Origin of the sequence: Devosia sp., assembly GCF_036676215.1 — a bacterium.
Taxonomy (GTDB): domain Bacteria; phylum Pseudomonadota; class Alphaproteobacteria; order Rhizobiales; family Devosiaceae; genus Devosia.
On the sequence record NZ_JAKFDJ010000044.1, the window covers coordinates 1 to 12,402 of the forward strand.

The following is a 12,402-nucleotide window of genomic DNA, read 5'->3' on the forward strand; positions in this document are numbered from 1 at the left end:
CACCAGCAGATACGTCAGCCCCTGTTCCCGCCGCAAACGCTTGAGCAGGTTGAGGATTTCCGCCTGCACTGATACGTCCAGCGCCGAAGTCGGTTCATCCAGCAGCAGCACCTTGGGCTCCAGCATCAGCGCCCGCGCAATCGCCACGCGCTGCCGCTGCCCGCCCGACAGCTGGTGCGGAAACCGGAACCGGAACCTCTGGTCCAGCCCCACCGCCTTGAGCATCGCCTCGACCCGCTCACCCTGATTGCCGACGCCATGAATGGTCAGCGGTTCGCTCAGCGTCGCGTCGATCGTCTTGCGCGGATGCAGCGACCCATAGGGGTCCTGAAACACCATCTGCACCTGCCGCGCCACTGCCCGGTCCACCCCATGGCTGCGCGCCTGGCCCAGCACGGCAATCTCACCCGTCCAGTCCGGCGCCAGTCCGGCAATGGCCCGCAATATAGTGGATTTCCCCGAGCCGCTCTCGCCCACCAGCGCAAAGCTCTCGCCCTCGGCAATGTCGAGATTGACCCCATGCACCACCTTGGTGTCGCCGTAGGAAATATCGAGGTCCTTGAGTTCGATCGCGCTCATGTGCCCGCCCATTGGCTACGGTCGAGCACCGGCAATTCGTCCCGGCTCTCATCGATGGTCGGCATCGCCGCCAGCAGCCCCCGCGTATAGGGATGCCGCGCCCGGTCGAGCTGCCCCGCCGCGCATTCCTCCACCACAACGCCCGAATTCATCACCAGGATGCGGTCGCAATAGCGGCTGACCAGATTGAGGTCGTGGCTGATCAGGATCAGCCCCATCCCCTTGGTCGTCACCAGATCATCGATGATGTCGAGCACCTGCGCCTGCACGCTCACATCCAGCGCCGAAGTCGGTTCGTCCGCGATCAGCAGTTCCGGCTCGGGGATCAGCATCATGGCGATCATCACCCGCTGCCCCATGCCGCCCGAAACCTCATGCGGATAAAGCCCCGCCACACGCTTCGGATCATCAATCCGCACCGCCTCGAGCATGCTCAGAATCCGCTCATTCACCGCGCGCCGCGGCAGCTTTTCATGCGTCACCAGCGCTTCGGCGATCTGCTCGCCCACCGTCATCACCGGATTGAGCGAAAACTTGGGGTCCTGCATCACCATGGAAATGCGCGCGCCACGAATGGCCCGCATCTGCTTTTCGCTCTGGTCGAGGATATCCACCCCCTCAAACGCCAGCTTGTCAGCCGTCACCAATCCCGGCTTGCGGATGAGCTTCAATATCGCCCGGCCCGTCATCGACTTGCCCGACCCGCTCTCGCCCACGATCCCCAAGCGTTCCCGCCCGAGATCGAACGAAATCCCCTTCACCACCTCCACCCGTCCGCGATGGGTGGGAAAGCTCACGCGCAGATTCTTTACCTCCAGCATAGGCGCCATCACTTGCCCTCGCTCTTGGGATCAAGCACGTCCCGCAAACCATCGCCGAGGAAACAGAACCCCAGGCTGACCACGATGATGGCAAAGCCCGGCATTGTCGCCACCCACCACTGGTCGAGAATGAACGTCCGCCCCCGCGAAATCATCGCGCCCCATTCCGGCAGTGGCGGCTGCGCGCCCAGCCCGATAAAGCCCAAGCCGGCCGCGGTCAGGATCACCCCGGCCATATCCAGCGTTACGCGGATGATCATCGAGGAGGTACAGAGCGGCAGCACATGCTGCACGATCACCCGGATCGGCCTCGCCCCCTGCAACTGCACCGCCTGAATGAATTCCGCATGGCGGATGGTCAGCGTCTCCGCCCGCGCGATACGCGCATAGGCCGGCCACGAGGTGATGGCGATGGCGATGATCGCATTGTTGATGCCCGGCCCCAAAGCCGCGACGAAAGCCAGCGCCAGGATCAGCTTGGGCATGGACAGGAAGATGTCGGTAAAGCCCATCAGCACCCGGTCGGTCCAGCCGCCGAAATAGCCGGAAATGGCACCGACCAACAATCCCAGCGGTGCCGAGATCAGCGCCACGAGGCCCACAATGGTCAGCGTGATCTGCGATCCCCAGATCACCCGCGAAAAGATATCCCGCCCCAGCTCGTCGGTGCCCATCCAGTGCGTGCCCGACGGCGGCGCCAGCCGGTTCGCCAGATCCTGTCCGGTGGCGGAGTAGGGGGCCAGCCACGGCGCAAAGATCGCCGTCAGGATCAGCACGAGAATGATTACCCCGCCCACCACCGATAATGGATTGCGCAGCAGCGCCGTGAACACCCGATAAGCCCGCCCGGCATTGGCCTGCCAGCGCGAGGTCGGGGAGTCTTCAAGCAGCCAGTCGCGTGTGGTCATTTCTTCACCTCTCCCTTGGGGGAGAGGTCGGCGCGCAGCGCCGGGTGAGGGGGCCTTCAACCATCACAAAGTCCATCACCGCGCCCTCGGATCCAGCACGCGATACAGCACGTCGCTTATCTTGTTGATGAAAATGAACACCGCCCCGATCACCAGCGTCGAGCCGAGCACCGCGTTCATGTCGGCATTGAGCAAAGCCGTGGTCAGGTAATTGCCGATCCCCGGCCACGAAAATACCGTCTCGATCATCACCGATCCCTCCAGCAGCCCCGCATAGCTCAGCCCGATCACCGTAATGAGGGGAACGCGGATAGGATTGAACGCATGCCGCCAGATCACCACCCGCTCAGGCACGCCCTTGACGCGTGCCGTGGTCACGAATTCCTGGCTCAGCTGGTCGAGCATGAAGCTGCGCGTCATTCGCGCAATATAGGCCAGGCTGAAAAACCCCAGCACCGAGGCCGGCAGGACCAGATGGGTCACCGCATTCCAGAAGATGTCGACTTCGCCCGCCAGCAGGCTGTCCACCAGCAACAGTCCGGTCACCGGGCTCACCAGCCCATCGTAGAAAATATCCAGCCGCCCCGGACCGCCCACCCAGCGCAGCCGCGCATAGAACAGCGCCAGCCCCACCAGCCCCAGCCAGAAGGCCGGCATCGAATAGCCCAGCAGACCCACCACGCGGATCACCTGGTCGATCACCGAGCCCTGCCGGCTCGCCGCGATCACCCCGAGCGGCACGCCGATGGCCACGCCGATAATGATGCCGATGGTCGCCATTTCCAGCGTTGCCGGAAAGAACCGGCTGAGATCATCGACCACCGCGCGGCCGGTGCTCACCGACCGCCCGAGATCGCCCGAAAACACATTGACCACATAGTGGAAGAACTGCACCGGCAGCGGCTGGTCCAGCCCCATCTGCACCCGCGCCGCTTCATAGACGGCATTGCTGGCCCGGTCGCCCACCACCGCCAGCACCGGGTCGATCGGGATCACCCTGCCGATGAAAAAGGTGATCGCCAATAGACCCAGAAAGGTGAGGAAAACCGTCGCTGCGAAGCCAAGGACCGCTGAAACGCCACGTCCCCATCGGCGCCCCGTGCGCGAAGGCGGGGCAGGGGCGACAACAATTTGCGGCTCCAGGGTCACGCAAAATCCTCTTTACAAAACAAAGAGCTACGCCTGCGAAATGACTCTCTCGCAGACCGTGAAGGGCTTCACATTTCGCTTTCATCATACAGAAAACTTTGCTTATATCAAAAAAATTATGGTGGACCCGATGGCAGGCGCCGTACTGACAAAGTCGGAACAGGAGGGGCATCCCAAGGTGGGTGCGCTGATCCGTGCGCGCCGCCGCCAGCAGCACATGACGCTCGAGGCGCTTGGCAAATCGGCCGAGGTCTCGGTCGGCTATCTCAGCCAGGTCGAGCGCGACCACGCCACCCCTTCGCTGGGCACACTGGCCAGCATTGCCCGCGCTTTAGGCGTCGGCATCGACTACTTCGTCTCCGCCCCCACAGCCCAGGCCGCGCTCACCCGCGCCGGCCAGCGCAATCGCTTTTCCCTTGATGGCTCGTCCATCATCTATGAGCGCCTCGGCACCGATTTTCCCGGCAACATGCTCTCCAGCTTCGTGATGACCGTGCCGCCCGGCTACAGCTCCGAAACGGTGGCGCATGAGGGCGAGGAAATCCTTTACGTGCTCGAAGGCTCCATCACCCAGCGCCTCGACGGCGACGAGATGGTGATGAGCGCCGGCGATAGCCTGCATTTCCGCGGCAATCGCCCCCATTCCTGGTCCAACCACACCGACCAGCCCGCGCGCCTGCTCTGGACCGGCACGCTCACTCTATTCCGCTCCTCGGCCAAGCCCTCGCGGCAGGTCGCGGCGGTTGCAAAACCCGGCCCCAAGCCGGTGAAGAACAAGAAGATCGTCAAACCTACGGAGAAACGCTCATGAAGATGCTTCGCGCCGCCTTGCTGGCGACTGCGCTTTCGCTGCCACTGGCGGCCGGCGCCGTCTATGCCGCCACGCCTGCCGATGCCCTGGTCATTGCCCAGAACATCGACGACATCGTCGCGCTCGATCCCGCTCAGGCCTATGAATTCACCTCCGGCGAGATCAACACCAACGTCTATGATCGTCTGGTCCAGTACGAAGCCGAGGACACCACCGCACTTGTCGGCGGTCTCGCTTCCGAATGGGTGGCCGACGAAGCCGCCAAGACCATCACTTTCACCCTGCGTGACGGCGCGACCTTTGCCTCGGGCAACCCGGTCCGCCCCGAAGACGTGCTCTTTTCCTTCAAGCGCGTCGTCACCCTCAACCTGACCCCGGCCTTCATCCTGACCCAGCTTGGCTGGACCCCGGAAAACATCGACTCCATGGTCACCATCGTCGATGGCAAGGTCGTGGTGCAGTGGGATGGCGATTTCGCCTCCGCCTTCGTGCTCAACGTGCTGGCGGCCCGCCCGGCCTCCATCGTCGACGAAGTCACCGTCATGGCCAATGAGACCGCTGGCGATTGGGGCAATGCCTGGCTCAACACGCATTCGGCCGGCTCCGGCCCCTTCGTGATGGAAGACTACCGCCCGGCCGAAATCGTTCGCCTCACCGCCAACGAAAACTACTTCCGCGGCGCCCCCGCCATGAAGTCGGTCATCATCCGCCACGTTGCCGAAGCCGCCACCCAGCAGCTGCTGCTGACTTCGGGCGACGTCGATATCGCCAAGAACCTGACCCCCGACCAGATCGCCGGCCTGCCGGCTGACACCGTCAAGGTCGAGACCTATCCGCAGGCCGCCGTCCACTTCCTGTCCTTCAACCAGAAGACGGAATCGCTGACCCCTCCGGCCGTCTGGGAAGCTGCCCGTTACCTCGTCGATTATGACGGGATGACCCAGTCCTTCCTCGCCGGCCAGATGGAAAAGCACCAGGCCTTCTGGCCCAAGGGCTTCCCGGGCTCCTATGACGAGACCCCGTTCACCTATGACGTCGAGAAGGCCAAGCAGATCCTGGCCGACGCCGGCATCACCACGCCGATCGATGTGACCCTGGACGTGATCAACTCGACCCCGTTCACCGACATGGCCCAGTCGCTGCAGGCCACCTTCGCCGAGGCCGGCATCAACTTCGAAATCCTGCCCGGCACCGGCGCCCAGGTCATCACCAAGTATCGTGAGCGCACGCATCAGGCCATGCTGCTCTATTGGGGCCCGGACTTCATGGACCCGCACTCCAACGCCAAGGCCTTCGCCTACAATTCGGACAATTCCGACGACAACTACACGGCAACCACCACCTGGCGGAACGCCTGGGCTGTCCCCGAAGAGCTGAACGCCAAGGTCACCGCGGCCCTGGCCGAAGGCGATCAGGCCAAGCGCAACGAACTCTATGTCGAGATCCAGAAGGAAGCCCAGGCTTCCTCCCCAATCGTCATCATGTTCCAGGCCGCTTTGACCATCGCCATGGCCAACAATGTCGAAGGCTACGTCAACGGCGCGACGTCCGACTTCGTCTACTACCGCCTGGTCACCAAGCTTTGAGCCGGCCATAGGCAAAATCGCTCCAGTGGAGCGATTTTAGGCGAGAAGGCCATGAGGGCTATGCCCGAATGGCAGTCAGTCACACCACGCCTCTCCCTTCTCCCCTCGTGGGAGAAGGTGCCCGAAGGGCGGATGAGGGGGTTTCCTCGTCCGCCCTGACCTTCGAATACCCCCTCCTAGCCTCCCCCTAATAGGGGGAGGAACCGCCTTGTGGTCGCGGCGACATCTCGCCCACCCACCAGCCTGTCCCTCCCCCTTTTTCAGGGGGAGGCTAGGTGGGGGTATCTTTCTTTCCTTCAACCACCCGAGCCCACCATGAACCCCACCCTCACCACCCGCCTGGCCAACCTTCGCGCCCGCATGGCCCAAACCAATACCGATCTCGTGGTCCTCGGCCCCTCCAGCCACATGCTCTACATGGCCGACCTCTCGCCCCACGGCGATGAGCGTCCCGTCCTGCTGATGGTGTCGCCGACCTTCGCCGGCTTCCTCATGCCCGCGCTCAATGTCGACAGCGCCCGCCAGCACACCGATCTGCCCTTCTTCCCCTGGGCCGATGCCGACGGGCCCGACGCGGCCCTCAAGGACCTGCTTGCCGCCACCGGCGTCACGCGTACCGGGCCCTCCATCGTCCTCGACGAGACCATGCGCACCGATTTTGCCCTGCTGGTGCTCGACGCGCTGCCCGCCGCCCGCCGCCGCTTCACCCAGGACACGGTCGGCTATCTGCGCTCCCGTAAGGACGACGCGGAATACGATGCGCTCAAGCAGAGTGCCGTGCTCAACGATGCCGCCATGGCCGCGGGCTTCGCCGCGCTTCGCCCCGGCATCACCGAATTCGAAGTCGCCACGGTCATCCGCGATTTCTACAAGGCCAATGGCGCCACCACCGAATTCTGCTCGGTCTGCTTCGGCCCCAACGGCGCCTTCCCGCATCACCACACCGGCGACACCCGCCTCATGGATCGCGATGCCGTGCTGATCGACACCGGCGGCCGCATTCACGGCTATCCCTCCGATATGACCCGCGTTGGCTATTTCGGCAGCAAGCCGCAAGGCTTTGACGAGATCCACGCCATCCTCGACCGCGCCGTCACCGCCGCCATCGCCGCCGCCAAACCGGGGGTTCCGGCCAGCGCCGTCGACAAGGCCGCCCGCGACGTCATCACCGAGGCCGGCTACGGCCCCAATTTCCTCCACCGCACCGGTCATGGCCTGGGCATCGATGTGCACGAAACGCCCTACATCACCGCCACCAGCAACACCGTGCTGGAAGAGGGCATGGTCTTCTCCATCGAGCCCGGCATCTACCTGCAGGGCCGCTTCGGCCTGCGGCTCGAGGAGATCGTCATCATCCGAAACGGGGTAGCCGAAATCCTCTCCGACATGCCCCGCGCCGCCATATCAGGTGGCTGACCTTCGCCTCTCCCCCTGGGCGAGAGATCGGCGCGCAGCGCCGGGTGACGGGGCCTTCCGCTAAATCTCAGGCCCTTAGCAGCGGCACCCCAGCCGCCACATCCCGCTCGAACACCAGCACCCCATCCACCACGGTCAACCGCCCATGATGCACCGCGGTCTTGCGCGCCGCCACATCCGGCGGCCCCGCCTTGTCCCGTGTTTCGTCCCATTCCGGATGGGTGAAATAATACATGGCCGCATGTCCGCCCACGACCACCACATCGGCATGCCGCGCAAACCGCCGGTCCATCGGGTCCGCCCCCGGCTGATCGGCGATCAGCCCCTGCCGGACCCAGTTCACCGCATCGTCCGATCGATAAACGCCCTGTCCGCGCCATTCATCGACGATCAGCCAGTGCCAGCCGCCCAGCACGAACACATTGGGTCCTTCATGCGGCGGCGCATCGGGGGAGCCGGGCAGCACCAGCCCCTCCTGCCGCCAGTCGAACAGGTCCGTACTCACCGCGCTCCACGTGCTCGAGCCGGCATCCTCGTCCTTGTACCACATGCGCCACAGCCCATCGGGGCACTTGAGCACGCAGGCATCGATCACCCGTGGCCCGTTGAGGCTCAGCGGCCCCACCCGCGTCCAGGTCTCGAGATCGGGACTGGTGAAATGCGTAATCGTCCGCGGCACGCCCGGCCAATTGTCCGGCACGCCCGGAATATAGCTCAGCCACATGTGATACTGCCCCTCGGCCCAGATCACTTCCGGCGCCCAGTGCGTATTGCGCTGTCCCGCATCCTTCGGGTCATCCAGCCCCGCCACCGTCCCGCGATACTGCCAGCTCGCCCCGTCATCCGTGCTCACCGCGACTCCAATTGGCGACCCATGGATCCAGGTAAAATTGGGCCCCTCAGCCGCAGGTTGCCGGTTCGTGTAGAACATCCACCACTCGTCAGTGCCCTGCTTGCGGATGACAGTCGGGTCCGCCGCCCCGTCGGCAATCGGATCGCGATAGATCGGTGCGCTCATCAGCCGTAAACCCGCACCATCCGTCCATCCGGGCGATCCACCAGCCTGCCTGCCCGACCCACCAGCTCCCCCGCCAGCGCCACCATCCCCGGATCGGTCGCCAGCTTCCCGGCCCCCGCGTCCTCGGTACTCAGCACGCTCGCCTTGAGCAGCCGCGAATAGGGGTGCTCGGGATTGTCCAGCACCGTGCGTGCATCGCCCATTTCCACGATCCGCCCGCGCTGCATGATGATCAGCCGGTTGGAAATGTAATAGGCCGTCGCCAGGTCATGCGTGATGTAGATGACCGAAACGCCCAGATCGTCGCGCAGGCTCTTCAGCAGGTTGACGATGCTCATCCGCAGGCTCGCATCCACCATGCTCACCGGCTCGTCCGCCACCAGCAGCGGCGGATTGGGGATCAGCGCCCGCGCGATCGCCGCGCGCTGCAATTGCCCGCCGCTCATCTCGTGCGGATAGCGGCCCTTCACCTCGGCCAGGCTCAGCCCCACCTTCTGCAGCGCCACATCCATCGCGCCATCGAGCTCGTCCCGATGACTGAGCTTCAAAAACCGCTTCGCCGTCGACTCGAGATAACGGTCGATGCGCTTCAGCGGATTGAATGCCTCGAACGGGTTCTGGAACACCGGCTGCACATTGGCCATGAATTCCAGCCGCTCCTGCCGCCCGACCCGATGGCTCACCGTCTTGCCGCGAAAGCTGATCTCGCCGCTGCTCGGCAGCTCCAGCCCCAGGATCATGCGCGCCAGCGTCGTCTTGCCCGAGCCGCTCTCCCCGATAATGGTGAAGATCTCCGGCGTTTCCGCGCTCAGCGACAGGCTGGCATCCTGCACGGCCTCCACGGTCTTGCGCGACAGCACCCCGCCCATGGAAAAACGTTTGGAGACGTTTGTGACGTCGAGAAGGTCGCTCATGCCATGGCCTCCACCATGCGCGTCGGTGCCACCAGCGGTGCCACGTCGCGCCACCGCCAGCAGGCCGTCCGATGGTCGGTGCCCACTGTTTCGAGCGGCGGCACGTCGGTCTTGCATTTGTCGATGGCCAGCGGGCAGCGCGGGTGAAACCGGCAGCCATTGGGCGGATTGGCCAGGCTCGGCGGCCGCCCTTCCAGCGCCGGGCGCTGCGTCGTGTCGCCGATGCGCGGCAGGCTCGCCACCAGATGCGCCGTATAGGGATGCTTGGGCGCGAAGAATATCTGGCGCGTCGGCCCTTCCTCAACCAGCCGCCCGGCATAGATGATGCCCACGCGGTCAGCCATGTTGGCATGTACGCTCATGTCGTGGGTGACGAAGACCACCGACGACCCCATGTCCTGCTGGATTTCGCGGATCAGCCCCAGCACTTCCTTCTGCACCACCACGTCGAGCGCCGTCGTCGGCTCGTCGGCGATGACGAATTCGGGGTGGCACACCGTCGCTAGCCCGATGGTCACCCGCTGCCGCATGCCCCCGCTCAGCTCATGTGGATAGGCGCGCAGCACATCCGCCGGCAGCTTCAGCCGTTCCAGGTGCCCCAATATGCGCTGCCGATAGGCGTCCCCGCTCAGCCCCAGCGGGCGCTTGGCGAAGTCCTCGAAGGTCCTGCCGATCCGCCGCACCGGGTTGAGCACGCTCATCGAGCCCTGCATGATGTAGCTCAGCCGCCGCCAGCGCACCGCCTCGATCTCGGCTTCCGTTGCCGTGGTCACGTCGATCGGGCCGCTCTTGAAGTCATACTTCACCGACCCGGCGACGATCCGCATCGGCGGCCTTATCGCGGCTGCCAGCACCTTGATAAAGCTCGTCTTGCCCGACGAGCTCTCCCCGGCAATGCCATAGACCTCGTTCTTGCGGATGGTCATGGTGATGTCGTCGACCGCCCGCACCTCGCGGTTCACGCCGAAATGGCTCATCTGATAATAGGCCTTGAGGCCGTCGACAGTCAGAAGATCCTGGGTCATTGGCTAGACTCCCCGCAAGCACTGTGCACCGAGCTTGTCGGGCGGTGATGTTTCAGTCGACACCCTCCCCCTTGTGGGGAGGGATCAAGGGTGGGGGTGGTTTGGCCCCGGTATCCGGGCTCCCGCACCCCCTCCCAGCCTCCCCCGTCAAGGGGGAGGTGCCGCCCGGCGCTTGTCATGCCATCATGCTCCAGACCCCTCATGCGCCCATCCTCTGCAGCCGGCTGCGCGGGTCGATATATTCATTCATGCTCACCGCCAGCAGGAACAGTCCCAGAAAGGCCATGACGATCAGGATGACCGGGATGACGATCCACCACCACACGCCCACCACCATGGCCGAATGGCTGTTGGCCCAGTAGAGCACCGTGCCGATGGTAGGCTGGTTGATATTGGTGAAGCCAAGCACCGCCAGCGTCACCTCCAGCCCGATCGACCACAGCATGTTGTTCATGAAGGTCGCGAACACGATGGGCATCACATAGGGCAGGTGCTCTTCCAGCAGCACCTTGCGCGTGCTCATGCCGGCAAACACCGCATGCCGGGTGAATTCGCGATGCTTGAGCCCGATGGCGACCGAGCGGATCAGTCGCGCGTCGAATGGCCAGCCGAAGGCCGCCATGATCAGCGCCAGCGTGAAGCTGTCCATATTGCTGCGCAGCACGAAATAGAACAGCACCAGGATTGGAAAGATCGGCACCGAGACGAAGATGTCGTTGATGAACATCAGCACCCGGTCGACCCAGCCACCGACATAGCCTGCCGTCAGTCCCACCGTGATCGAGATGATGCGGCTCAGCACGGCCACGGTAATGCCGAAGATCAAACTGTTCTTGAACGCCGCCGAAAGCTGCCAGAACATGTCCTGGCCGCGCGAATTGGTGCCAAACCAGAATTGCCCCGATGGCGGCTGGTCGGGAATGGTCATGTAGATCAGCGACGGATCGACTGGCGCGAAGAAGCTCAGGCTGGAGAAGATGGCCACGATGCCAAAGAGAACCAGCCCGATGGCGAATTCGGCATTGTAGCGGACGAGGTCGCGGAAAACGGTAAACATGGCGTCTTACTCCGCCCGTACGCGTGGATCGAGCAGGGGATGCAGCAGGTCGACGATGAAGATCGCCACCGCAACTGCCGTGATCGAGACGGTCGAAACCGCCAGCACCAGCGAATAATCGCCCCAGTTCACCGCATCGATCAACAGCGATCCGAGGCCCGGATAGTTGAACACCTGCTCGGTGATGACCGTGCCGGAAAACACCCCGCCCAGCGCCATGGCCAGCGCCGTCAACTGCGGCACCACGGCATTGCGGATCACATAGCCGCCCACGATGGTTTTCTTGTCCACCCCGGCTAGCTCGGCATAGGTGACATAGTCATCATTGACGATATTGGAGACCAGCGCCCGCATGCCGATAAACCAGCCGCCGAAGCCCACCAAGATCACCGATGTGGCCGGCAGGATGGCGTGCTGCAGCACCGAGCTGATGAAGGGCCAGTTCATCCCCGGCGTCACATCCATGGCAAAGCCCCCCGAAATGGGCAGCACCGGCCACAGGAAGCCGAAGATGATGAGCAGGATGAACGCCACCACATAATAGGGGATTGGCTGAATGCCCATGGCCAGGATGCCGAAGGCCTTGAAGAAGCGGTTGTTCTGGTTGTAGCCGGCCAGCGCGCCCAGCAGGTTGCCGATCACGAAGGTGATCAGCGTTGCCGATATCAATAGCCCCAGCGTCCAGGGCATGGCTCGTGTCACCAGCGTCATGGCCGGGGTAGGGAAGGCCATCAGCGACGGGCCGAGATCGCCTCGCAGCAGCCGCGTCCAGAAGTTGAAATACTGCGTCAGGATGGGCTGGCCCGTACCATACATCTCCGTCAGCGCCGCCCGTGTCGCGGCAATGGCTTCCGGCGACAGGTTCGAGCGGGCCGACAGGCGCCCGAGCACCTGCTCGACCGGATCTATCGGCGACAGATGCGTGACCAGGAACGTCGCCGAAATGCCGCAGAAGATCACCGCCAACATTTGCAGCGCGCGCTTCCCGATAAACCACAAGTAACTATGCATACTTCGAACCGTCCCTTGGGCAAATCGCTCCGGTGGAGCGATTTGAGGTGAGAAGGCCACGAGGCCTATGGCCGAGTGGCCCAGACTGTCCACTCGCGCTCTTCCCC

General features: G+C 63.8%; 12 protein-coding genes. 3 read left to right on the top strand and 9 right to left on the bottom strand.

Annotated elements, in window-relative coordinates; translation table 11 throughout:
- The 4 genes from V6M52_RS03555 to V6M52_RS03570 all read right to left on the bottom strand — a co-directional run.
- Positions 1 to 579: ABC transporter ATP-binding protein (locus tag V6M52_RS03555; protein WP_332699500.1), on the bottom strand; the 579-nt coding region annotated here is incomplete at its 3' end.
- Complete coding sequence (locus V6M52_RS03560) at positions 576 to 1,409, bottom strand: ABC transporter ATP-binding protein (protein WP_332687546.1); 834 nt, start codon at positions 1,407 to 1,409, stop codon at positions 576 to 578. The genes V6M52_RS03560 and V6M52_RS03555, both read right to left, overlap by 4 nt.
- A complete protein-coding gene (locus tag V6M52_RS03565; RefSeq protein ID WP_332687547.1) occupies positions 1,409 to 2,308 on the bottom strand; it encodes an ABC transporter permease in 900 nt (299 codons plus the stop codon). Before V6M52_RS03565 ends, V6M52_RS03560 begins: the two co-directional genes overlap by 1 nt.
- A gap of 75 nt (positions 2,309 to 2,383) precedes the next feature.
- On the bottom strand, positions 2,384 to 3,340 hold the full coding sequence (locus V6M52_RS03570; protein ID WP_332699584.1) for an ABC transporter permease: 957 nt from the start codon (positions 3,338 to 3,340) through the stop codon (positions 2,384 to 2,386).
- Positions 3,341 to 3,587: 247 nt separating this feature from the next.
- On the opposite strand from V6M52_RS03570, the gene V6M52_RS03575 reads away from it, so the two are divergent.
- From V6M52_RS03575 to V6M52_RS03585, 3 genes are all read left to right on the top strand, one after another.
- Positions 3,588 to 4,268, top strand: coding sequence for a helix-turn-helix domain-containing protein (locus V6M52_RS03575; protein ID WP_332687525.1), 681 nt, complete (start codon positions 3,588 to 3,590; stop codon positions 4,266 to 4,268).
- Positions 4,265 to 5,854 (top strand): ABC transporter substrate-binding protein, encoded by a 1,590-nt coding sequence (locus tag V6M52_RS03580; protein WP_332699503.1) that lies wholly within the window; start codon positions 4,265 to 4,267, stop codon positions 5,852 to 5,854. Before V6M52_RS03575 ends, V6M52_RS03580 begins: the two co-directional genes overlap by 4 nt.
- Positions 5,855 to 6,169: 315 nt before the next feature.
- Positions 6,170 to 7,270 (top strand): Xaa-Pro peptidase family protein, encoded by a 1,101-nt coding sequence (locus tag V6M52_RS03585; protein ID WP_332699506.1) that lies wholly within the window; start codon positions 6,170 to 6,172, stop codon positions 7,268 to 7,270.
- Between the two features lie 67 nt (positions 7,271 to 7,337).
- On the opposite strand, the gene V6M52_RS03590 is transcribed toward V6M52_RS03585, so the two are convergent.
- From V6M52_RS03590 to V6M52_RS03610, 5 genes are all read right to left on the bottom strand, one after another.
- Positions 7,338 to 8,288 (bottom strand): hypothetical protein, encoded by a 951-nt coding sequence (locus V6M52_RS03590; protein ID WP_332699509.1) that lies wholly within the window; start codon positions 8,286 to 8,288, stop codon positions 7,338 to 7,340.
- On the bottom strand, positions 8,288 to 9,202 hold the full coding sequence (locus V6M52_RS03595) for an ABC transporter ATP-binding protein (protein ID WP_332699512.1): 915 nt from the start codon (positions 9,200 to 9,202) through the stop codon (positions 8,288 to 8,290). Before V6M52_RS03595 ends, V6M52_RS03590 begins: the two co-directional genes overlap by 1 nt.
- Positions 9,199 to 10,227 (bottom strand): ABC transporter ATP-binding protein, encoded by a 1,029-nt coding sequence (locus V6M52_RS03600; protein WP_332699515.1) that lies wholly within the window; start codon positions 10,225 to 10,227, stop codon positions 9,199 to 9,201. The genes V6M52_RS03595 and V6M52_RS03600 overlap by 4 nt, the downstream gene beginning before the upstream one ends.
- A gap of 199 nt (positions 10,228 to 10,426) precedes the next feature.
- Positions 10,427 to 11,284, bottom strand: coding sequence for an ABC transporter permease (locus tag V6M52_RS03605; RefSeq protein ID WP_332687858.1), 858 nt, complete (start codon positions 11,282 to 11,284; stop codon positions 10,427 to 10,429).
- A 6-nt stretch (positions 11,285 to 11,290) separates the two neighbouring features.
- Positions 11,291 to 12,295 carry an ABC transporter permease gene (locus V6M52_RS03610; protein ID WP_332699518.1) on the bottom strand — a complete coding sequence of 335 codons (1,005 nt, stop codon included), beginning with the start codon at positions 12,293 to 12,295 and terminating at the stop codon, positions 11,291 to 11,293.
- Between the last annotated feature and the right edge of the window lie 107 nt (positions 12,296 to 12,402).

What these genes read in the sequence shown, in the direction of transcription:
- V6M52_RS03560 (WP_332687546.1), bottom strand. Translation starts at nt 1,409, where the DNA reads ATGGCGCCTATGCTGGAGGTAAAGAATCTGCGCGTGAGCTTTCCCACC.
- V6M52_RS03605 (WP_332687858.1), bottom strand. Translation starts at nt 11,284, where the DNA reads ATGTTTACCGTTTTCCGCGACCTCGTCCGCTACAATGCCGAATTCGCC.
- V6M52_RS03600 (WP_332699515.1), bottom strand. Translation starts at nt 10,227, where the DNA reads ATGACCCAGGATCTTCTGACTGTCGACGGCCTCAAGGCCTATTATCAG.
- V6M52_RS03575 (WP_332687525.1), top strand. Translation starts at nt 3,588, where the DNA reads ATGGCAGGCGCCGTACTGACAAAGTCGGAACAGGAGGGGCATCCCAAG.
- V6M52_RS03590 (WP_332699509.1), bottom strand. Translation starts at nt 8,288, where the DNA reads ATGAGCGCACCGATCTATCGCGATCCGATTGCCGACGGGGCGGCGGAC.
- V6M52_RS03610 (WP_332699518.1), bottom strand. Translation starts at nt 12,295, where the DNA reads ATGCATAGTTACTTGTGGTTTATCGGGAAGCGCGCGCTGCAAATGTTG.
- V6M52_RS03595 (WP_332699512.1), bottom strand. Translation starts at nt 9,202, where the DNA reads ATGAGCGACCTTCTCGACGTCACAAACGTCTCCAAACGTTTTTCCATG.
- V6M52_RS03580 (WP_332699503.1), top strand. Translation starts at nt 4,265, where the DNA reads ATGAAGATGCTTCGCGCCGCCTTGCTGGCGACTGCGCTTTCGCTGCCA.
- V6M52_RS03585 (WP_332699506.1), top strand. Translation starts at nt 6,170, where the DNA reads ATGAACCCCACCCTCACCACCCGCCTGGCCAACCTTCGCGCCCGCATG.
- V6M52_RS03565 (WP_332687547.1), bottom strand. Translation starts at nt 2,308, where the DNA reads ATGACCACACGCGACTGGCTGCTTGAAGACTCCCCGACCTCGCGCTGG.